The organism is Ruegeria sp. CF2, assembly GCF_056537385.1.
The window spans coordinates 76,144-96,315 of record NZ_JBQFRL010000001.1 but is presented as its reverse complement, the minus strand read 5'-3'; the positions used below and the strand labels follow the sequence as shown (position 1 = coordinate 96,315).

At 62.5% G+C, this 20,172-nt stretch carries 19 protein-coding genes; 6 read left to right on the top strand and 13 right to left on the bottom strand.

All coding sequences use genetic code 11. The features are described 5' to 3' along the window. Positions 1-103: 103 nt before the first annotated feature. From ACR0IR_RS00430 to ACR0IR_RS00415, 4 genes are all read left to right on the top strand, one after another. Positions 104-1,483, top strand: coding sequence for an amidohydrolase family protein (locus ACR0IR_RS00430; RefSeq protein WP_170365066.1), 1,380 nt, complete (start codon positions 104-106; stop codon positions 1,481-1,483). 7 nt (positions 1,484-1,490) lie between these two features. Next, the gene (locus ACR0IR_RS00425; RefSeq protein WP_480778951.1) at positions 1,491-2,294 is read left to right on the top strand and encodes a DUF3299 domain-containing protein; all 804 of its coding nucleotides are present in this window, start codon (positions 1,491-1,493) and stop codon (positions 2,292-2,294) included. Further along, entirely contained in the window at positions 2,291-3,472 is a 1,182-nt protein-coding gene (locus tag ACR0IR_RS00420; protein WP_170365068.1) for a carbohydrate porin, read from the top strand. The genes ACR0IR_RS00425 and ACR0IR_RS00420 overlap by 4 nt, the downstream gene beginning before the upstream one ends. 64 nt (positions 3,473-3,536) lie before the next feature. After that, positions 3,537-4,766 carry a membrane dipeptidase gene (locus tag ACR0IR_RS00415; protein WP_170365070.1) on the top strand — a complete coding sequence of 410 codons (1,230 nt, stop codon included), beginning with the start codon at positions 3,537-3,539 and terminating at the stop codon, positions 4,764-4,766. On the opposite strand, the gene ACR0IR_RS00410 is transcribed toward ACR0IR_RS00415, so the two are convergent. From ACR0IR_RS00410 to ACR0IR_RS00360, 11 genes are all read right to left on the bottom strand, one after another. Next, on the bottom strand, positions 4,763-5,875 hold the full coding sequence (locus ACR0IR_RS00410) for an alpha-hydroxy acid oxidase (RefSeq protein WP_170365072.1): 1,113 nt from the start codon (positions 5,873-5,875) through the stop codon (positions 4,763-4,765). The genes ACR0IR_RS00415 and ACR0IR_RS00410 overlap by 4 nt on opposite strands. Continuing rightward, positions 5,875-6,429, bottom strand: coding sequence for a sulfopyruvate decarboxylase subunit beta (comE, locus tag ACR0IR_RS00405; RefSeq protein ID WP_170365073.1), 555 nt, complete (start codon positions 6,427-6,429; stop codon positions 5,875-5,877). The genes ACR0IR_RS00410 and comE overlap by 1 nt, the downstream gene beginning before the upstream one ends. After that, entirely contained in the window at positions 6,426-6,932 is a 507-nt protein-coding gene (gene comD, locus ACR0IR_RS00400; RefSeq protein ID WP_170365075.1) for a sulfopyruvate decarboxylase subunit alpha, read from the bottom strand. The genes comE and comD overlap by 4 nt, the downstream gene beginning before the upstream one ends. A gap of 49 nt (positions 6,933-6,981) precedes the next feature. Next, positions 6,982-7,392 carry a universal stress protein gene (locus ACR0IR_RS00395; protein ID WP_170365077.1) on the bottom strand — a complete coding sequence of 137 codons (411 nt, stop codon included), beginning with the start codon at positions 7,390-7,392 and terminating at the stop codon, positions 6,982-6,984. Between the two features lie 22 nt (positions 7,393-7,414). After that, positions 7,415-8,395 (bottom strand): zinc-dependent alcohol dehydrogenase, encoded by a 981-nt coding sequence (locus tag ACR0IR_RS00390; RefSeq protein WP_170340247.1) that lies wholly within the window; start codon positions 8,393-8,395, stop codon positions 7,415-7,417. Next, the gene (locus ACR0IR_RS00385; protein ID WP_170365079.1) at positions 8,392-9,153 is read right to left on the bottom strand and encodes an SDR family NAD(P)-dependent oxidoreductase; all 762 of its coding nucleotides are present in this window, start codon (positions 9,151-9,153) and stop codon (positions 8,392-8,394) included. Before ACR0IR_RS00385 ends, ACR0IR_RS00390 begins: the two co-directional genes overlap by 4 nt. Next, positions 9,146-10,453, bottom strand: coding sequence for a histidinol dehydrogenase (hisD, locus tag ACR0IR_RS00380; protein WP_170365081.1), 1,308 nt, complete (start codon positions 10,451-10,453; stop codon positions 9,146-9,148). The genes ACR0IR_RS00385 and hisD overlap by 8 nt, the downstream gene beginning before the upstream one ends. 12 nt (positions 10,454-10,465) lie before the next feature. Beyond that, on the bottom strand, positions 10,466-11,794 hold the full coding sequence (locus tag ACR0IR_RS00375; protein ID WP_170365083.1) for a TRAP transporter large permease: 1,329 nt from the start codon (positions 11,792-11,794) through the stop codon (positions 10,466-10,468). Between the two features lie 11 nt (positions 11,795-11,805). Beyond that, positions 11,806-12,318, bottom strand: a complete 513-nt coding sequence (locus ACR0IR_RS00370; RefSeq protein ID WP_093964490.1) for a TRAP transporter small permease — start codon at positions 12,316-12,318, stop codon at positions 11,806-11,808. Positions 12,319-12,416: 98 nt separating this feature from the next. After that, complete coding sequence (locus ACR0IR_RS00365) at positions 12,417-13,562, bottom strand: TRAP transporter substrate-binding protein (RefSeq protein WP_170365085.1); 1,146 nt, start codon at positions 13,560-13,562, stop codon at positions 12,417-12,419. Positions 13,563-13,586: 24 nt separating this feature from the next. Continuing rightward, the gene (locus tag ACR0IR_RS00360; protein WP_170356992.1) at positions 13,587-13,769 is read right to left on the bottom strand and encodes a hypothetical protein; all 183 of its coding nucleotides are present in this window, start codon (positions 13,767-13,769) and stop codon (positions 13,587-13,589) included. 135 nt (positions 13,770-13,904) lie between these two features. Between ACR0IR_RS00360 and ACR0IR_RS00355 the strand changes: the two genes are divergently transcribed. After that, entirely contained in the window at positions 13,905-14,930 is a 1,026-nt protein-coding gene (locus ACR0IR_RS00355) for a LacI family DNA-binding transcriptional regulator (RefSeq protein ID WP_170365088.1), read from the top strand. A 14-nt stretch (positions 14,931-14,944) separates the two neighbouring features. Here ACR0IR_RS00355 and ACR0IR_RS00350 read toward each other — a convergent pair whose 3' ends face one another. Both ACR0IR_RS00350 and ACR0IR_RS00345 read right to left on the bottom strand, forming a co-directional pair. After that, complete coding sequence (locus ACR0IR_RS00350; RefSeq protein WP_170339623.1) at positions 14,945-15,916, bottom strand: LysR family transcriptional regulator; 972 nt, start codon at positions 15,914-15,916, stop codon at positions 14,945-14,947. 90 nt (positions 15,917-16,006) lie between these two features. Then, positions 16,007-18,442 carry a GcvT family protein gene (locus ACR0IR_RS00345; RefSeq protein ID WP_170365089.1) on the bottom strand — a complete coding sequence of 812 codons (2,436 nt, stop codon included), beginning with the start codon at positions 18,440-18,442 and terminating at the stop codon, positions 16,007-16,009. 185 nt (positions 18,443-18,627) lie between these two features. Here ACR0IR_RS00345 and ACR0IR_RS00340 point away from each other — a divergent pair, with 185 nt between their 5' ends. Next, positions 18,628-20,145 (top strand): trimethylamine methyltransferase family protein, encoded by a 1,518-nt coding sequence (locus tag ACR0IR_RS00340; RefSeq protein ID WP_170365091.1) that lies wholly within the window; start codon positions 18,628-18,630, stop codon positions 20,143-20,145. Positions 20,146-20,172: the final 27 nt, after the last annotated feature.

The following is a 20,172-nucleotide window of genomic DNA, read 5'->3' as shown; positions in this document are numbered from 1 at the left end:
CCTCCAATGATCAACCCCGAAGGTTTGACTTTGGATCGCCGGCCCTATCATATTCAAATCTAGGATAATGACAGCAAAACAGGCACAAACGGGAGGAACAGTGATGAAACGTCTATACCTTGGAGTGGTCTGTGCCCTCAGTCTCGCTTGGCCGGCGGCGGCCCAGGATGAAAAACCAGCTCAAACACTGTTCACCAACGTGCATGTCTTTGATGGCGTGAATGAACAGCGCATCGAGAATGCCAGCGTTCTGATCGAAGGCAACCTGATTAAGGCAGTATCAACCGATGCGATTGATGCCCCCAATGCGGAGGTGATCGATGGCGGCGGTAGGACACTGACACCTGGCTTCATCGAGCTTCACGCACACCTCATGCTCATGGGACCGTCTATCGCTTCCATGGAAACGAACTCAACCTGGGAGGATTTTGGCATCCATGGAACCAGGATGGCCGAGATGTACCTGATGCAAGGATTTACGACTGTAAGAGATGCGGGCGGCGCCAACGGCGGTCTGCGGAGGGCCATCGACGCCGGACAGATCGTCGGTCCACGTCACTATGCGTCAGGCGCGTTCCTCGGGACACGCGGCGGCCACGCTGACTTCGCATCCTTCACTTCGCCGCCGGGCGGGCAGACCAACTTCGGTAATCTGAACATGGCGCAACAGGTCAGCGGTGTCGATGATGTCTACTTGTATGGTCGTAATAACATGCGCATGGGGGCGACACAGCTGAAATTCATGCAGTCGGGTGGGGTGATCTCGGCGTTTGACCCATGGCAGTTGCTCGCCGGCTCCAAGGAAGAAATCGAAGCTGCCGTTCAGGTTGCCAACGAATACGGCACCTATGTCATGGCGCATTCTTACCGCAAGGAAGCAATCATGAACGCCCTTGAGGCCGGTGTAATGTCCATTGAACACGGCTTCTCCTTCGATTGCGAGATTGCCGAGATTATGAACGAGAAAGGGGCTTACATAACGACTAACCTCACGGCTTTTGATCCGGGTTTGTTGGATATCCCATCGGTCAAGAACGAGCCCAAGAGCCTCGCGAAAGCGATATCGGCGTCCGCGACTTTCGCGAACTACATTCCGAATATGAAGGAATGCCCGGTAAAACGCGGATTTCAGACCGATTGCGTGGGATCGGTGGAAGCATGCAACATCCAGATTGCTTATGAAAAACATCTCAATAACGAGTTCTTCGGACCGTACCAGTCGATGGTGACGCTTACGTCAATCGGCGGTGAGGTCGTAGCATTGTCAGGCGATTTTTCGAACCCTTACACGGCTGGCAAGCTCGGTGTGATCGAGGAAGGCGCCTATGCGGATATCCTGCTGATCGACGGCAACCCGCTCGAAGATTTCTCGGTCGTGGGTACAGGCGATCAGTGGTTCGGTGCGGACCCGCGGCCTGACAGCCCCGAGACCATCCGCCTGATCATGAAGGATGGCGTGATCTACAAAAATACGCTCAACTAGGGCCATGATGAGGATTCGCGGTCGGGACCGCCATGACAAGCCCGCCTTTCTGAACTCCGTCGGAACTCTGCTGATTGCGGCGACGCTCAGCTTGGGTACGGGCGCGCCCACTTGGGCCGGCCTCTCGGTTGGTTGGGACGATCTGCCCGATCCGACCGTCCAGACCTTTGAGGACCCCTATCGCGACCTCAGCCCCGAACAGTTCGACGACGTCCTGTTCGTCGTTCGGCTGCGTGGCCGGCTGCAGCAGGATGTCGGAGCGGACGAGGACCGCCAGAAGTGGCAGGAACTTCTGCACGAGACCGAGGATGCGCTAGCCGCGGGCGGTGTCGACGTGGACTGGCTGTTGGGTCAACGCCAGGTCGTGACCGAACGCAGGGAAAAAGCAGCCACGCTTGGCAACCCCTTGTATGACGGGCAAGAGGTCACGCTGTCCGGTTTCGCCATTCCGGCTCCTGCGGACGCGGACGGGCGATCCGTTGTCTATCTGGTGCCCGAACGGGGCATGTGCAGCCATATGCCGCCGCCGCCGCCGAACCAGATGATCCGTGTGATGCTGGATGCCGACTGGGTTCCCAGCTATGTCCACGAACCCGTCCGCCTGACGGGACGTCTGACGATTTCGCCGACCGATCACCAGATGGTCGTGGTCGACGGGCTGATGCCGATGCGCGCCACGTTCCAATTGGAGGCAGACAAGGTCGAGACGCTCCAGAACCGCACCGACGGGCTGGAGTGGAGCGAGGACGCGACAGATCTTCTTCGGGCCGCGGGGCGGCGCAAAACCGGTGGTCAGGCGGCCTCGGAATGATCCGGCGGATTGCGCTGGTGCTGGCGGCCCTTGTCTGGGCTTCGGGTGCGGTCGCTCAGGGATTGTCAGGTCCCTCGTCGGTGAATGCCGAGCTTGAGCCCGGAGACGGCTTGACCGATCCGCAATTCCGGTCGGGTTTTCCACGCAATATCGCGCTTGGATGGTTTGCCTGGAAGGATCGTCTGGCCGAAGACGGGTTCCGTTTCAACATTGACTATCTGGCCCTTGGGCAAACGACGGACGCCGACCTTGGCGCCGGCGAAGCCGCCAGCGGAATTGCCCGTTTCTATGGCAGCTGGCAGGCAACCGAACAGGGTTCGTTGACCTTCAAGGTCGAACACCGGCACAGCTATACCGATGTCGCGCCGCAGTTTCTGGGCCTGGACGGAGGCGCGCTTTCGATCACGGGAACCGCCTTCAACGACACGGGTTTGCTGCTGACCAACCTGTTCTGGTCGCAGCGGGCCGCGGACGGGTCGTGGACGCTGCAATTCGGTCAGATCGACGTGACCGACTTCGTCGACATCTATGGCCTTGTCAGTCCCTATAGCGGTTTCCAGAACCTGTCGTTCAACACCAACCCGACGATAAACGCCCCCAACCCCGGGCTGGGTCTTGCCGGGGGCGTGCGGCTGGGCAGCAATTTCTATGCTGTGGCCAGTGTCGCTGACGCAAACGCCGATCCGTCCGATCCGAACTTCGACGTTTTCAGCGACGGCAACCTCTTCAAATCGCTCGAACTGGGCTACACGTCGGGCTTTGATCGGATCTATTTCGACAACATCCATCTGACACTTTGGCACGCGGATGCAGCCGATGACGGCAGCCGGGCCGAAGACTACGGCGCGGCCTTCTCCGCCGCGTGGTTCGTGGGCAACCAATGGATGCCGTTCCTGCGCGCCGGCGCTGCAAAGGGAACGGCGGCGCTGTATGATCGGTCCCTGTCAGCCGGCATCGGGTACTACGGCCGGAACACCGATCTGGCTGGGCTGGGGCTGAACTGGGCCGAAGCCCGTGGCATCGACGGCGATCAGTTCACCCTCGAAGCTTTCTACCGTTTTTCGATTTCGCCCGGCTTGCAGATCACGCCGTCGGTGCAGTTCATCTCGAACCCACTGCTGAACCCCGGCCAGGACAGCGTGGCCCTGTTCGGCCTGCGGACAAGGCTCGTGTTCTGACGCTGGCCGGGTCTGCCCACTTGAGGCAATGCAACCCATGGAAGGACACTCGATGTAGCCACTGATGACTGCAGCCGCAACTGTCCTGACAATCGCCGCACCCCTTCACGCCAGCGAAGAGAGCAAGACCTGGGACGCATCGGACGAAGCCAGGCAGTTCGTGCAGGACACGATCGTACTGGGCATGCTGGCCAGCCCCTACGGAACCGGCTGGACCGAAGACGAACAACTGCACACCTACTTCCAACGCGCCCGGGACAACGGCATCACCGGCCATGAAATGACATTGGCCGCCGCTGACATGTCGTGCGACACGTTGCTTGAACAGCACTATCATTTCCGCGCCGCCATGGCGCAGCAGCCCGAGAATTATCTGATCGTGAATGAAACACGCGATATCGAGGCCGCGCATGCTCAGGGCAAGACGGCTGTGATCTGGAACAGCCAAACGGCAACGGTTCTGGATGGCGACCTCAAGAAGATGGCCCTGCTCAAGGACATGGGCATCAAAAGCATGATCCTGGCCTACAACGACATTTTCCGAACCGGTTCAGGGCAGTTGGCAGCTTACAACGGACGGGACATCGGTCTGACCCCATGGGGCAAATCCGTGATCGATGAGATGGTGCGCTTTGGCATCCTGCTGGACCTTAGCCACACCGGGTCGAAAACGGCCAACGACGCGATGGACTACATGGACGAGAACTATCCCGGCGTGCCCTATGTCTACACCCACTCGGTTCCGGCGGGGCTCTACGCGAATGAGCCCAACGCCACGACCAAGGGCTGTTACCGAGCCATCCCGGACGACGAGGCACTGCGGGCCGCCAAGTCCGGAGGATACATATCGCCCACATTCACAGAATGGATGATGGACGGGGTATGGCCCGAAGACATCTCACCCAAACAAGCCGCCGATATGATCGACTATTATGTCCAACTTGTCGGCGTCGAGCATGTCGGGATCGCGACGGACGACATGTTTTCAACCGAACTTGTCGTTCAGTTCGCGACCGCGAATGCCAGCATGTATGACGACGGTGGCTACATGATTGATGCGTTCAACAAAGGCGCAACCGGGAATGGTGAATTGGCCAAGATCCTTGCCGCGATAACCGATGATCTGTGGGCGCGCGGCTATTCAAACGAGGACCTCGCCAAAATCTACGGCGGCAACAAAATGCGCGTCTATTCCCAGGTCTGGGAGGGCAAGCCGCCCGAACGGTTCTTGCAGGAATACCCTGAACGCCTGCGGATGAGGCAGGAGTTCCAGAACCTGTTCCACTCGCGCTAGTCCCCGTCCGGTCGTTGAATCTCCGACAAGGTGCTGACACCGATCTGGGCCATGGCGATGTCCATCTCCTCGGACAGCACCGCCCACAACCTGTGCAAACCGGCCTCGCCGCCCGCCGCGATGGCGAATTGCAGGATCCGCCCGAAGAACAGGAAATCGGCGCCGGCCATCAGCGCCTTGAGCGCATCTTCGCCGGACCGCAGGCCGCTGTCAAAAAACAGCGGATAGTCGTCGCCGACCGCCGCCCGGATCTGCGGCAGGACTGAAATCGGTGCGGGTGCGCTTTCCAACTGGCGGGCCCCGTGGCTCGAGACCTGGATGGCGTCGACTCCGGCCGTCTTCAGCGCAACCGCGTCTTCGACATCCAGCACGCCCTTGACCACCAGCTTGCCCGGCCACCGGTCGCGCAACCTTGCCAGCGTGTCCCAATCGGCCATTGCACGGCTTTCGGTGCGGTCGAACGCGAACCCCTCCATCAGGAAATTCGCCATCTGCGGTTTGCCCTTCAGCAAGGTCGAGATCGACCAGCGCGGGTGCAGCGCGAAATCCAGAAACTGCCACGGCCCGACCCGGAACGGCATACGGAAGCCGTGGCGCAGTTCGCGCGGGCGGCGGCCGACTTCGGGCACGTCAACCGTCAGGATCAGAGTCTTGTAGCCCGCGGCCCTTGCCCGATCGACCAGCTTGAACGTGCCGTTGCCATCGCCGCTGAAATACAGCTGAAACCAGGCATGGCCCCGGGCCTCTTCGATCAGCGCCTCCATCGGTGTCGAGGCCACCGTGGAAACGCCCAGCGGCACCCCGTATTGCGTCGCCAGCCGCGCCAGCATCAGGTCGGCGCCCGGAGCTGACAGGTTGCACATGCCCATGGGCGCGATACCGAAGGGCCTGTCGGCTGGTTGCCCGAATACGCGGGTTGCCAGTGACCGGCTACTGACATCGCGCAGGATCCGGGGCTGCAGGGTCATGGCGTCCAGCGCCGCGCGGGTGCGCCGGGCCCCAGCCTCGGACCCGGCGGCCCCGTCGATATAGTCGAACACCATCCACGGCAGACGCCGCCGGGCCAACCGGCGGGCATCTTCGGCGCTGTGGATGGCGCTTGCGCCCATCAGGCCTGAACGGCCTTCATGAAGCGGTCGCGGATGACGACCGGGTCCATCGTGATCGGCGGCATCTTGGCGTTGCCGCTTTCACATTTGCTGACGATGATGGTCATCTGGCGGGCGTCCAGCGCTTCTTGCAGCACGCTGCCGGTCTCTTCGGCCTGGCATTCGATCACGCGCTCGCAGCCCGCCGCCTCGGCCATCTTGGCCAGCGAGGTCTTCTGCCCCGCATAGGTCGGCTGATCTCCGGTCGAGCCGTACGAGCCGTTGTCGATGATCAGCAGGATGTAGTTGTCGGCCACGTTGTTGGCGATGGTCGGCAGCGTCCCCAGATTGGTCAGGATCGAGCCGTCGCCGTCGATGACGATCACCGGTTTCGGCTGGGACAGCGCCAGCCCCAGACCGATGCTCGAGGCCAGGCCCATCGTGCCCAGCATGTAGAAATTGGTGGGCTGATCGTCGATGGCATGCAGTTCCTGGCTGGGGATGCCGATGTTGCACACCACCAGTTGGTCTCGCAGGATCGGGGCGATTTCCTTCAGGATTTCAGAACGGATCATTGGTCGCCATAGCCTCCCCAAAAATTGGCGTCGGTCAGGATCGCGACGGGCTTGTTGCACATGAAAGTGTATTTCAGGATAGCATCCAGCTCGGCCACGTCCTCCTGATGGTGGAAATGGTAGGTCGGGATGTGCAGCTGCGCCAGCAGGGCCTTGGTGTGAACGGCCATCTCGACCTGGCAGGCGATGGGCTCGCGCAGTTCGCCCCGGTACGAGATCAGCATCGGCAGCGGCATCCGGTAATACTGGATCAGCGTCGCCAGCGTGTTGATCGTGACCCCGATCGCGGTGTTCTGCATGATGATCGCGGGGCGCTTGCCGCCCATCCAGGCCCCGGCGCACAGGCCCATGCCTTCGTCCTCTTTGTTCGAGGGGATGTGGTAGATGGAGTCGTGGGCGTCGATCTCGGCGATGACGCCGGCCAATTGCTTGCACGGCACCGTGGTGACGAACGAGATGTCGTTGGCCACAAGATCTTCGGTGATCTTCTTGTCTATGCTCATGTCGAAACTTCTGTTCCTGGGTTGGGGCGCCGAGGGCGCGATGGACGGGTCAGGTTCTGCGGTGGACGTGGACGGCACATTTTGCATGCCGCACCACGCGCGACGCGGTCGAGCCAAGGAAATAATCAGTCAGTCCGGGACGGTGCGAGCCGATGACGACGCAATCGAACCCGTGGTCGTTGGCATAGTCGATGATCGTGCGCGCGGTGTGGCCTTTGACCAGTTCGGGCTTTACGTCCGTAAGGCCTTCCAGCTTGTTCATCAGGACTTCGCGGGCGCGGGCAAAGCCATCGGCCACGGCATCCTTATCCAGATAGACGCTGACCGATCCCTGCGGCATCTCATAGACATGCAGCGCCACGATCTCGGCGGATCCGCCGCCCAAGGCGCGGGCAATCTCGAGCGTTTGTGGCGAAATGCCGTGGTCAAGCGCCATGGGGACAAGAATTTTCTTATACATGGTTACCTCCAGTTCCGGGCAGTCAGGCCCACGGGGACAGCACGATTTTCGGAACCGCGACCTCACCCGAGCGTAACTGGGCAAAGGCCCGGGCGCCATCGGCCAGATCGCGTTCTTCGATCCAGTCCAGAGGGCCCAGAGCGCCGTCAAAGATGGCCTGCGCAGTCTGACGGAAATCCTGCGCGGTATAGGTGTAGGTTCCGATGAAGGTGATCTCTTGCAGGGTCATGCGTCGCACGTCCAACCCGCCGGCGTCCTCGCCCAGGCCCACATGCGCGATCACTCCGCCGGGTTGGGCCCGTTCCGAGGCAACCACACGGGTGGCGGCAAAGCCCACGGCGTCGACCACGATCGGAAATTCGCCTTGCGCTTCGGGTGCGACCTTGGCGCAATCCAGCCTTTGCAGGAACTTACGCCGCAGGTCGTTGGGTTCGACGATGGTCACATCCACGACATCCATCGCCCGCAGCGCCAGCGCCGCCGCAAGGCCAATCGCCCCACCCCCGATCACCAGCGCACGACGCTCCATCGCCGGGTGCAGCGCCTCGAGCGCAAGGCGCGCGGCATGCCAGCTGACGGCCAGCGGCTCGGCCAAGGCGGCTTTGGCGAAGGGCACGTGATCCGGCACCTCGACCAGATTATCCCAGGGCATCGAAACATATTGAGCAAAGGCGCCTTCACGCGGGGGCATCGAGATGATCTGACGGTCGGGGCACAGGTTTTCCCGCCCCGCTTGGCAGGCCGGGCACTGCCCACAATTTACAAGCGGATTGATCGTGACCCGCGTTCCGTCTTTGGGGCCGCCGATCACTGTGCCCGCCGCCTCGTGACCCAGGATCAGGGGCGCCGGGCGGCGCGCATCATGACCCAAATAGGCATGCATGTCGGACCCGCAGATCCCAGCGGCCTCGACCCGGATCAGGTGCTCACCGGGCTGCGGCGCGGCGTCCGGTACGTCGCGATAGACCAGCTGTTCGACACCTTCATAAACCAAAGCTTTCATTTCGCCGTGAACCCCCCGTCAACCATCAGGATCTGCCCGGTGACATAGTCGGATGCCTGCGAGCACAGAAAAAGGATCGGCCCGTCGATGTCTTCCATACGGCCATTGCGACCGATGCATGTCTGCGCCGCGTTGCGGGCCGCGCGGGCGGGGTCATCGAACACCGCCTGTGTCAGCTCGGTCGGAAAGAAGCCCGGGCCGATGGCGTTGGCGGTGATCCCGTGGGACGACCAGGCCTCGGCCATGGCGCGGGTCAGCTGTGCGATCCCGCCCTTGCTGGCCCCATAGGCGATCCCGCCGGGAAAGGCCCGCGTCGTCTGCAGCGAGGCGAAGTTCACGATCCGGCCCCAACCACGCGCCTTCATCGCAGGAACCATGGCCTGGCTGAGGAAGAACGGCGCACCGAGGTTCACGCCCAGCGTCGCATCCCAGCCTTCGGGCGTGACGTCATCGGCGGCCTGTCGCGTGTTCACCCCGGCGGCATGAACCACGATATCCGGCGCGCCGAACGGGGCCGAGATTTGTTCGACCAGCGATGGCAAGCCACTTCGGTCGGCCACGTCACCTGCGACCACCGCAGCGCTTGAACCGATCTCGGCCTGCAACTCGGCCAGTGCCTCGGCCCGGCGGGCAACGCCCACCACCCGCGCGCCCGCAGCCGCCAGCACCTGCGCAACACGCCGGCCCAGCCCAGAACTGGCGCCCGTGACGCAGGCCACCCGGCGGGTCAGATCGAACAGGTCGCGGGGGTCATTCATCTGCGGTCAGGTCAAAGTTTTCGTCCGGGAAATACTTGGCCAGACGCACATCGGCCGCGCGGGCGTGGCCCTCCATCCCTTCCAGCCGCGAAATCCGCGCGGTCGCCTCGGCGATGGGTTTCGAACCCTCGCGCGTGGCCCGCTGCCAGGTGACGATCTTCATGTATTTGTGCACGCTCAACCCGCCGGTATAGCTGGCCGCGCCTGACGTGGGCAGGACGTGGTTCGTTCCGGTGGCCTTGTCGCCATAGGACACGGTCGTTTCTTCGCCCAGGAACAACGATCCATAACAGGTCAGCCGATCCAGCCACCAATCCAGATCCGCGGCCTGCACGGTTAGGTGCTCGGGGGCGTAGTCGTCGGAACACGCGGCCATTTCTTCGCGGTCCGCGCACAGGATCACCTCGGCATAGTCGCGCCAGGCGGCGGCGGCGTTGTCGCGGTTCAGCTCGGGCAGATCGGCGATCAGGGTCGGGACCATCTCCATCACCCGGGTCGCCAGATCGCGGTCATCGGTCACCAGCCAGACGGGCGAGTTGTAGCCATGCTCGGCCTGACTCACCAGGTCGGTGGCCACGACGAAGGGGTCGGCCGTGGCATCCGCCAGGATCAGGCTATCGGTCGGACCCGCGATCATGTCGATGCCGACCTTGCCGTACAGAATGCGCTTGGCCTCGGCCACGAACTGGTTGCCCGGCCCCACAAGGATGTTGGCGCGCGGCAGCCCGAACAAGCCATAGGTCATGGCGGCCACGCCTTGCACGCCCCCCATGGCCAGGATGCTGTCAGCGCCGCTGATATGGGCGGCGTAGACGATCGCCGGGGCCACGCCCTCGCCCGGGCGGGGCGGCGAACAGGCGGTGATGTGACGGCACCCCGCCACTTTGGCGGTGGTCACGGTCATGATGGCGCTGGCGATGTGGCTATACCGCCCGCCGGGCACATAGCAGCCCGCCGCATCGACCGGGATGGCCTTCTGCCCCGCGATGAAGCCCGGCACGATTTCCAGCCGCACATCCGACACGGTGGCCTTCTGCGCCTCGGCAAAGCGGCGCACGTTGTCTTGGGCAAAGCGGATGTCGGCCTTGAGCTTTTCCGGCACCCGGGCGCAGGCGGCGTCGATTTCCGCGGGGGTCATCAGTACGTTGCCCTCGAACTTGTCGAACTTGGCCGCGTATTCCAGCGCCTTGGCGTCGCCGCCGGCCTCGATGTCGGCCAGAATGGTCTTGACCGTGTCATGCACCTCGGACGCGTGGGATTGTGCGGTCAGGGTGGCCTTCTTGAGGTATTCACGCGACATATTCAGAAGATCCTATTGGTAGATTTCAGGAAGCAAAGTGGTCGACAGTGCCGGAAAGTAGGCGATCAGGATGACGACGATCAGCATGGTCAGCACGAAGGGCACGGCGCGGGCTGCGATCTTGAGGATGGATTCACCCGTGATCCCCGACACCACGAACAGGTTCAGCCCAAGTGGCGGCGTGATGAAGCCAACGCCCAGCGCGGTGATCATCATGATGCAGAACTGGATTTCGTTCATGCCGATATTATCCGCCAGCGGTTTCAGGATCGGGGCCAGAATGACGATATTCGGTGTCGTCTCCATGACGCAACCGGCCGCGATCAGAATGCCGATCATCAGCAGGATCAGCAGGAACGGATCCTCGGTCAGCGAGGTCACCGAGGCCACGAAGCCCTGCGGAACGCCCATGATCGCCAGCGCCTCGGCCAGCGGGGCCGAGAAGGCGATGATCGGCAGGATCACCCCGTTCACCTTGGCCGAGCTGACCAGCATCGACGGGAAGTCTGCCAGCGTCAGCGTGCGCAGGATGAACCCCATGATGATGGTGACGACAACGGCGGTCGCGCCCGCCTCGGTCGGGGTCAGGCGGCCCGAGAAAATGCCATAGAAGATGATGCCGGGCACGATGAACGCATACCAGCCTGATTTCAGCGCCTTCCCAAGGTTGGCGGCCCACTCGCCAAAGGTCATCATGCCGCCGCCCTCATAGGCATAGAGGCGGTTCATGATGATGTTGGTCACGAGGATCGAGATCAGGATCGCCAGCCCCGGGATCAGAGCGGCCAGAAACAGGGTCGAGGCCGAGATACCCAGCACGAGCCCGATGATGATATAGGCGATCGAAGGCGGGATCAGGATGCCGGTACAGGCCCCCGCCGCCACCAGCGCACAGGCATAGGGGCGCGGATAGCCGCTTTCGACCAGTCGGTTGATCGTCATCCGACCCACCGCCGCCGCTCCTGCCGCGTCGGACCCCGAAATGGCCGCGAACATGCCGCAAACCAGAACCGTGGCCGAGCCGAACCCGCCCTTGGCAAAACAGGTCAGCGCCTCGGCCACGTCCAGAAACTTGCGCGACAGCCCGGTGCGCACCAGCACGTCACCGGTCAGGATGAACAGCGGCACCGCGGTCAGGGCAAAGGCGTCGATACCGGTGAACAGGCTTTCGCCTACAAGGCTCAGCGGCAGGTCGCCCGACATGATCAGCATCACGATCGCAGCCGAGCCGATCGCGGCCCAGACCGGAACCGCCAGCGCGATCAGGCCGACGAACAGGATCACGGGCAGGTAGAAATCCCAGCCAAGTTCGACCGTTTGATTGAGAGAACTCCAAAGCATCCGGTTTCTCCTCAGTCAAACAGCTTGTCGCCTTCGAAGACGGGCGTGCCGTCACGAAGACTTTTGATGTCATTCATCAACGATTGGATCAGGCGCCAGATCATCAGGGCAAAGCCCGTGGGCACCGCCATCAGGAACCACACCTTCGATACCCGCAGCCCGTCGGTGACCGAGCCGAATTTGGCCGAGACATGAACCGCCTCGTAGGACCAGTAGAGCGCGATGACCGCCACCGCGAACATCACCAGATCACCGAAGATATACAGCACCGCCTTGGGCCGCGGGCCGAGGTAATGCATGATCACGTCGATCCGGATATGGGCGCGTTCCTTGACCGCCGCCGCTGCGCCGATCCAGGCCAGATAGATGAAGGAATAGCGGACGATCTCCTCGCCCCAGATCGAGGAATAGGCGAAGATCTCGCGCCGCAGCACCTCGATTGCCATCGTGATGACCAGCATCACGTAGAACACCAGAAGCAGCCAGCGTTCGGCGTTGCGGTCTATGGTTTTGAGTAAGGACATCGCTTCCCTCGGCAAGGCTGGGGGGATGGGCCTGAAAGCTCAGGCCCTGCAGGTCTGGCGAAAAGGCGGGCGCGCGTCCGGCGCCCGCCCGGTCCGCATCAGGCGTCGTGGACGTAGTATTTGCCTTGGGTACCGGCCGCCTCGACCAGCTTTTCGAAGGCATCCATCGACCCGGCCAGCTCGGTCTTGAAGGGGTCCCACTCCGAGCGCTGATAACCGCCGGCCTCCTGCCACTCGGCCAGTTGGTCGTCGGTCAGCGAGTGGAACTCGACTCCCGCCTTGTTCAACTCGGCCATTGCATAGGCGCGAGCCGAGGGAACCTTGGCGAGGTTCTGGTGTCCGGTCATCTCCGCGCCCCACATGATGCCTTCCTGCACATCGGCCGGCATCGAGTTGAACCATTCCAGATTGCAGGAATAGACCTGGCTGTCCGGCACCGCCTGGGTGAAGGTGACGTGAGACAGAATGTCCTTGAAGCCAAACACGTAGAGCGCGCCGACCGACGGGTCGAGCGCATCCGCCACGCCCTGCTTGATGGCCGAGGGGGTCTCGCCCCAGGCAACCGGGGTCGGGTTGGCGCCGGCCATGCGGTAGTATTGCTGCAGCATCTTGGACCCGGGCACGCGGAACTTCACACCGCTCATGTCCGATGGGGTAATGATGGCATTTCCGCCCTGGCGCACGGCCACGACGCGCGGGTCGATCACGACATAGAACAGCGCCTTGAAGCCTGCGGCCTCGACCTTGGGATGCACTTCGTTCTTCCAGGTGTCCGAATGCACCAGGTTGGTGAACCGCTGGTTCGAGCCGCACAGATACGGCATGTTGATCAGGTCCACGGTCGAAGCGAAGGGTGCGAAGTTCGACAGCGAATGCTGCGCGGCCTGGATGGTTCCACCCTGCACCTTCTGCACCAACGCGCCGCCCGCGCCCAGCTGCCCGCCCGGGGCCAGCTTGACATAGACCTTGCCGTTGGTTGCGTTCTGGATGTTCTCCTTCAGGTCCAGCTGCATGATCGGATAGCTGCGCGAGGCGCCCAGCACATAGGCCGTAGCCACCGTCATCACATGCTCGGCGGCTTGTTCGCGCTCCTTTTCCTCCTTCGCGGTCTGTGCCGCGGCCTCGGATGACCACAACACGCCGCTTGCGCCCGCCACCAGTGCGGCCGTGAACGCGCCACTGGCACTGAGTTTGAGGAAATTGCGGCGTTCAGCTGACGCCAGTTCCATTTGATCTTTGTTCATTGATTGCCCTCCCATTGGAAAAATTCAGCCGCCGTTCTCCTCGCGTTCGGCCTCTTTTTTCAGAATTGCGACAACGAACAGGATCGACGCCGCGAACAGAACCAGCATCTCACCCACATCCCCAAGAAACGCGCTGCCTGCAAACGCACCCAGCGCCACGTTCGCGAAATAGACGACGAAGACGATGGCGGATGCAGCAAGAAACATGTTCGGGACTCCGGCTAGAATCGGCACTGAGGCCATTTGTAAGCGCTTACATGGAAAATGCAAGCGCTTACAATTCAACTTTCATTGCCAATCCGATCCGGTTAGAATTGCGAAGAGCAAAGATTAGGTTTGGAAATGTCGAAGCTGAAGCCCGCCCCGACACTGGATGACGTTGCCAGGAAGGCGGGCGTTTCCACGGCTACGGTCTCGCGCTGCATCAATACGCCGGATCGGGTTGTAGAAGCGACCCGCGAACGCGTGCAGTCGGCGATCGAAGCCTTGGGCTATACACCAAATTTCGCGGCTCGGGTCATGGCGGCCAAGCGCACGTTTACCATAGGCGCGATCATCCCGACGATGGAAAACGCCATCTTTGCGCGCGGCTTGCAGGCCTTTCAGGAAGAGCTGCACCAACATGGCTATACGCTACTGGTATCCAGTTCGGCCTACAAACCGGCAACCGAAGAAGAGCAAATCCGAACTCTGGTCGCCCGCGGCGCCGATGGCCTGCTGCTGATCGGACACGACCGGGCGTCGCGCATCTACGAATTTCTTGAACACCGGGAAATTCCGGCGCTGATCGCGTGGTCATTTTCCCCGGACGGGCGTTTGCCCTCCATCGGTTTCGACAACCAAGCGGCTATGTACGAGCTGGCAAAAAGGGTGATCAACCTCGGGCACCGACGGCTTGCAGTGATATCGGGTATCACCCACGGCAACGACCGTGCACGCCTTCGGTTGGACGGGGTGCGCGCCGCTGTTCGGCAGCACGGGCTTGACCCGCAGGTGCTTCAGGTCATCGAGACCCCGTACGAGATCGAAAACGGCGCAGAAGCCTTCGCGCGTCTCATGTCGCAGGACACGCCGCCGACGGCCGTCATGTGCGGCAACGATGTGTTGGCCGCCGGCGCTTTGCTCAGGGCTCAGGACATGGGGCTGAAAGTGCCGCAGGATGTCTCGATCACCGGGTTCGATGACATCGAACTGGCCCGGATCCTGCGCCCGGCGCTGACGACCGTGCACGTGCCGCATCGGGAAATGGGTAGAAAAGCCGCCAAGGCATTGATCGAAATGGTAGAAAAAAGGGCCCCGGCGGCCGGTGACCACCTGTTCACGCATATCGTGGAACGACAGTCCCTGGGTCCTGCCAACTCGGCGTGATCCGTGTGCCTAGGTCAGGCGGCCTGATCTTCCATCGTCCGGAAATCACCCTTCAGCCACAAATGCCGTTTGCACATCGGCTCGGTGAAATACTGCCGGATCAAGCTGCTGAGGGCCTTGTGGATCAGTTTTGAGGTGGTGTCCGGATAGACCTCGGTCGTGAACAGAGAAACGATCCTGACAAAGTTCCGACCCGGAAAAGGGGTTGCCCGAACCGAGTCATGATAGCGATGCGCCCGGTGGAAACACCCGGCCGTGGTGATCGCCCATCCGCTTCCTTCGGCCACCAGCCCCATGATCGACTGGTTGCATTCCAGCTCGAACCGGTTGGGCAGGTTGTACTTGTTGCGCGTCAGCTGGATCTCGATCTGCTTGCCGATCGTGTAGTCACGCGAATACCGCAGCAGCGGCAGGTCGGAATGGGGCGAGAACAGATCCTGCACCTCGCCTTTGAACTTTTCGGGCACGATCACGATGAACGGATCTCGCATCAAAGGATATTCGATCAGCCCCTGTGTGCCGCCCGGCGGTCGGGTCGCCACGCCCGCGTCCAGCTTGTGCTCCTGCAATTTCTCGATAATCTCGTGGCTGGGCCGTGTGAAATGCCGGAAATTGCAGCGCGGCAGCGCATGGGCCAGAAACCGGATCAGTTCAGGCGCGATCTGGTTGTCGAAATCATCCACCAGGGCCAGCCGCAGATCGGTGGCGTGGCGCCAGTTGCCAGACCGGATCTCGGCCTCGCCCCGCTTCAACACGGTCAGGCCATCGCGTACATAGCGCGAAAATACCTCGCCAGCCGGTGTCAGGCTCATCGGACGACGGCCGTGATCCACAAGTGCGATGCCAAGGGCGTCTTCCAGGCTGCGAAGATGGTTGGAAACGGTGCTGATCGACAAACCCGTTTCCGAGGCCACCTGCTGAATCGAACCGGACTTGGCGATCAGGCGGAACACTTCCAACCAGCGCAGGCTCAGTGTTTTGGACACGGGGCAAAACCCTCCCGCAATTTCGATTTCATCGAAACTAGCGAAACAGAGTTTTGGCTTTCGGGCAATGGTGAATGTTGGTCACCCGCTTTAGCTGCGCATGTGGGTGAAGTCGGGATCGTAGGGGCAGGCAGGGATTACCCGCGCCGGAACCCTGTCGCCACACAGGTCCAGCATCATCTCGCTGCCCTCGGCTGACAGGTGCGGCTCGACAAAGGCATGCGCCAGGTTCAGCCCGGTGCGATGCCCCCAGTCGCCCGAGGTCACCGTTCCCACCACCCGATCCTCGGCCATCAGCGACGCACCCGGATGCGCGGGCGCGTGCGCGGCCTGCACTTGCAGGGCAACCAGCTTGCGCGACGGCCCTTTGGCCTGCCGTTCGATCAGCGCCGCGCGCCCGATGAACTCCGCTTTGTCCAGCCGGACAAAGCGGTCTAGCCCGGTTTCGAAAGGGTCGAACTCGGTGATCAGGTCGGCCTTCCAATGCAGGAAAGTCTTTTCCATCCGCATCGACTCGACCGCCCGCGCACCAAACAGTTGCAGGCCAAAGGCCTGTCCGGCCTGTCGCAGCGCAAGATAGGCCGCATAAAGCGAGGCGTTGGGCACATGGATCTCATAGGCCAGTTCGCCCGAGAAACTGACGCCCATCACGGTGGCGGGCGCGATGCCGACAAAGCACTCGCGCACGCTGAGCCACGGGAAGGCGTCCCGCGACCAATCCCCGCGCGAACAGGCCGACAGCACGTCACGCGCCCGTGGCCCGGCCAGAACCAGGATGGTCTGGTCGTTGGTCAGGCTACGCAACTGCACGTCCTCGTCGGGGGCGATGTGCCGGGACAGCCAATCCATGTCATGCAGTTCGGCCGCTGCGGCCGAGCCGTACCAAACCCGATCCGGCCCCCGGTCACTGGCGGGCAGATTGGCAATGGTCGCCTCGGCCTTGACCATGCCCTTGTGATTCAGAAGATAGGCCAACCCCACCCGACCCGGGCGACGGGGCAGCGCGCCGCAGACCATCCTGTCGAGGAACGCATGCCGGTCGGTACCGGTGATCTCGATCCGGTTGAACCCGTTCACCTCGGCCAGCCCGGCATTCTGCTGCACATTGGCAACCTCGGCGGCGATCACGTCGAATGTTTCGTCAAAATCGAAACTGAGTGTCGGCGTGAAATCGGGCGCGGGCTTGATGTACTCGACCCGCTCCCAGCCATTCACCACGGTAAATTCCGCGCCCTCGGCGGCCAAAACCGGGGTCAGCGGCGTTGTCTTGGCGGGCCGCCCGGCGGGGCGGTGTTCGTGCGGAAAGTGAAAGCGGAACTCATTCTGGTAATCCTCGATTGCCTTCAGCGCGGTCAGCTCGACATTGGCATGCCCGGCGAACCGGCGCGGGTCGAGGCACCAGGTGTCATAGCAGGCCTCGCCATGCACGATCTGCTGGGCCAGAAGCCAGCCGTGGCCGCCCCCCTCACCCAGCCCGGCCCGCAGGCCGATGATGCAGAATGCGTTGCGCTTGCCGGGGATCGGCCCGACCAGGGGTGCACCATCGATCGTGTAGGTGATAGGGCCGTTGACGACCGTGTGGATCCCGGCCTCCATCAGGGCGGGCATGCGGGCAAACGCGCCTTCCAGCACATCGGTCACCCGGTCCAGATCGTCCGGGCACAGCGCGTTGACGAAGTTCGGATCGATCCCGTCCATGCCCCAGGTCTTGCAGTCCTGTTCGTAGAAGCCCAACAGCAGCCCGTTCTTTTCCTGCCGGCAATAATAGTCGCTGATCGGGCAGCGCAGCAGCGGCATGCGGTGGCCGGCATCGCGGATCGCGGGGATTTCCTCGGTTAGGAAATACTGGTGCTCCATCGAGGCCACGGGATGGTGTACGCCCATCATCGCGCCCACCTCGTTCACGCGGTACCCGCAGGCATTCACCACGATGTCGCAGTCGATGTCGCCGTGCTCGGTATGAACGGTCCAGGTGTCGTCCTTGTGCTGGGTCAGGGCCGTGACCGGCGTGTTGCGATAGACCTCGGCCCCGGCCTTGCGCGCCCGCCGCGCCAGCGCCTGACACAGCTGGGCGGGGTCGATGTCTCCGTCCAGCGGATCCCACAACCCGCCCAACAGATTGTCGGTGGAAATCAGCGGGTGGCGACGGGCGCATTCCTGGGCGTCGATCACCTCGAACTGCACGCCCATCCCCCGCGCCATCGAAGCGAAATGGCGATAGCCCTGCATCTGCGTTTCGGTATTGGCCAACCGGATGCCACCGTCGCCATGATGGTAGTTGATCGGATAGTCCGGGTCCTCGGCCAGTTCCTTGTACAGGCGGATCGAATGCGACTTGAGCCCCACCATCGTCTGGTTCATTCCGAAATTCGTCACCTGCGCGGCCGAATGCCATGTGGTGCCGGATGTCAGCTCGTTGCGCTCTACCAGAACCACGTCGCTCCAGCCTTCCTGCGTCAGGTGATACAGGGTTGAACAGCCGGCGATTCCGCCGCCGATCACCACGACCTTGGTGCGCGATTTCATGGGTGTGCTCCTTCTGACATGCCCCGAACCCTGCCGAACGACGCAGCGGGCGGGCAATGGCGCAGTGGCCGGTCCCGAAAAATCGAAACGGGGATTGAGATTTCTCAAAACGGCATTTCCGCTTTGGCCGCACCCCGCGTTGCCGCGTACCCTGCGGGGCAGGATCGGATCAGGAGCCTTCGGAGATGCCAGAACAGGGCAAACGCGGCGGGCGGCGCGCCAGGCTGGCGCAGCGGGCGGCCAAACCGGCCTTTGACCCCTGCCCGCCCGGCCAGATCGGCGGCCAGTACAAACCCCTGACCCCGCCCGAGATCGCGGCGATCCACGACACCGCCCTGCGCCTGCTGGAAACGCTGGGCATGGGCGAAGTGCCCGACCGTCTTGCACAGGACCTGATCACCGCAGGTGCGCGGCCCGGCCCGCCGGGACGGCTGGTCTTTCCTCGAGCGATGGTCGAAGGCGCGGTCCGGCAGGCCGCCAAGCGGTTTACCCTGCACGGGCGCGACCCGGCCCGGTCGATCGAGGTGGGCGGCGACCGCGTGTATTTCGGCACTGGCGGCGCAGCGGTGCAGACGCTGGACCTGGACAGCGGGCTCTATCGCCCGTCGACGCTGGCCGATCTGCATGACTTCACCCGCCTTCAGGACACGCTGGCCAATGTCAGCTGGTTCACCCGATGCTGCGTCGCCACCGACGTGCCGGACAATTTCGATCTGGACGTGAATACAGCGTATGCGCTGATCCGGAATACCACCAAACCAGTGGCAACCTCGTTCACGCTGGCTGAACATGTCGCGCCCATCGTGCGGATGCTGGATATCGCCGCCGGAGGCCAGGGCGCCTTTGCGGAACGCCCGTTTCTGAAGGCGCATATCAGCCCGGTGATCTCGCCCTTGCGGTACGGCGAAGATGCGGTGGACGTGGTCTATGAATGCATCGCGCACAACATCCCCATGTCCTGCATCACCGCAGCCCAAGCCGGGGCGACCGCGCCCGCAACCATGGCCGGGTTTCTGGCCCAGTCGCTGGCCGAAACCCTGGCCAGCCTGGTCATGGTCAACGCGATCCGGCCGGGCTTTCCCATGGTGTTTTCCAACTGGCCCTTCATCATCGATCTGCGCACCGGCGCGTTTTCGGGCGGCAGTGGCGAAACCGCCGTGCTGAACGCGGCCTCGGCCCAGATTACCAACTGGTTGGGGCTGCCCTCGGGCGTGGCCTGTTCGATGACCGATGCCAAGGCCATCGACGCGCAATACGGCGCCGAAAAGGGCATCACCTCGCTGGCCGCCGCGCTGGCCGGGGGCAACCTGATCTACGAAAGCTCGGGCATGACGGCCTCGCTGCTGGGGGTCAGTTTCGAGGGGTTCGTTCTGGATGACGAGATGCATTCGCACACCTATCGCGCCCTGCGCGGGATCGAGGTGACCGAAGAAAACCTGGGCTTTTACGCGATCTGCCAGTCGGTTCTGGGCGAGGGCCATTTCTTGGGCAGCGCCCACACCCATGCAGCGATGGAGCGCGACTATTTCTACCCCGCCCTTGCCGACCGGGCCGAACCGCGCAGTTGGCAGGACAGCGGCGCGCGCGATGCCTGGTCCACCGCCCGCGACCGCGCGCGAGAGATCCTGCGCACGCATCACCCGCAATACCTCAGCCCCGAACAGGAGGCCGAGATCCGCGCCAATTTCCGGATTCTGTCCTGATCCGACGTTGCTGTGTCGCGGACCGGG

Excerpts from the sequence above, each read along its gene's own strand:
- ACR0IR_RS00340 (WP_170365091.1), top strand. The coding sequence starts at position 18,628 with ATGCCAGAACAGGGCAAACGCGGCGGGCGGCGCGCCAGGCTGGCGCAG.
- ACR0IR_RS00410 (WP_170365072.1), bottom strand. The coding sequence starts at position 5,875 with ATGGGCGCAAGCGCCATCCACAGCGCCGAAGATGCCCGCCGGTTGGCC.
- ACR0IR_RS00415 (WP_170365070.1), top strand. The coding sequence starts at position 3,537 with ATGACTGCAGCCGCAACTGTCCTGACAATCGCCGCACCCCTTCACGCC.
- hisD (WP_170365081.1), bottom strand. The coding sequence starts at position 10,453 with ATGTCGCGTGAATACCTCAAGAAGGCCACCCTGACCGCACAATCCCAC.
- ACR0IR_RS00375 (WP_170365083.1), bottom strand. The coding sequence starts at position 11,794 with ATGCTTTGGAGTTCTCTCAATCAAACGGTCGAACTTGGCTGGGATTTC.
- comE (WP_170365073.1), bottom strand. The coding sequence starts at position 6,429 with ATGATCCGTTCTGAAATCCTGAAGGAAATCGCCCCGATCCTGCGAGAC.
- ACR0IR_RS00345 (WP_170365089.1), bottom strand. The coding sequence starts at position 18,442 with ATGAAATCGCGCACCAAGGTCGTGGTGATCGGCGGCGGAATCGCCGGC.
- ACR0IR_RS00370 (WP_093964490.1), bottom strand. The coding sequence starts at position 12,318 with ATGTCCTTACTCAAAACCATAGACCGCAACGCCGAACGCTGGCTGCTT.
- ACR0IR_RS00395 (WP_170365077.1), bottom strand. The coding sequence starts at position 7,392 with ATGTATAAGAAAATTCTTGTCCCCATGGCGCTTGACCACGGCATTTCG.
- ACR0IR_RS00425 (WP_480778951.1), top strand. The coding sequence starts at position 1,491 with ATGAGGATTCGCGGTCGGGACCGCCATGACAAGCCCGCCTTTCTGAAC.
- ACR0IR_RS00355 (WP_170365088.1), top strand. The coding sequence starts at position 13,905 with ATGTCGAAGCTGAAGCCCGCCCCGACACTGGATGACGTTGCCAGGAAG.
- ACR0IR_RS00430 (WP_170365066.1), top strand. The coding sequence starts at position 104 with ATGAAACGTCTATACCTTGGAGTGGTCTGTGCCCTCAGTCTCGCTTGG.
- ACR0IR_RS00365 (WP_170365085.1), bottom strand. The coding sequence starts at position 13,562 with ATGAACAAAGATCAAATGGAACTGGCGTCAGCTGAACGCCGCAATTTC.
- comD (WP_170365075.1), bottom strand. The coding sequence starts at position 6,932 with ATGAGCATAGACAAGAAGATCACCGAAGATCTTGTGGCCAACGACATC.
- ACR0IR_RS00360 (WP_170356992.1), bottom strand. The coding sequence starts at position 13,769 with ATGTTTCTTGCTGCATCCGCCATCGTCTTCGTCGTCTATTTCGCGAAC.
- ACR0IR_RS00390 (WP_170340247.1), bottom strand. The coding sequence starts at position 8,395 with ATGAAAGCTTTGGTTTATGAAGGTGTCGAACAGCTGGTCTATCGCGAC.
- ACR0IR_RS00385 (WP_170365079.1), bottom strand. The coding sequence starts at position 9,153 with ATGAATGACCCCCGCGACCTGTTCGATCTGACCCGCCGGGTGGCCTGC.
- ACR0IR_RS00420 (WP_170365068.1), top strand. The coding sequence starts at position 2,291 with ATGATCCGGCGGATTGCGCTGGTGCTGGCGGCCCTTGTCTGGGCTTCG.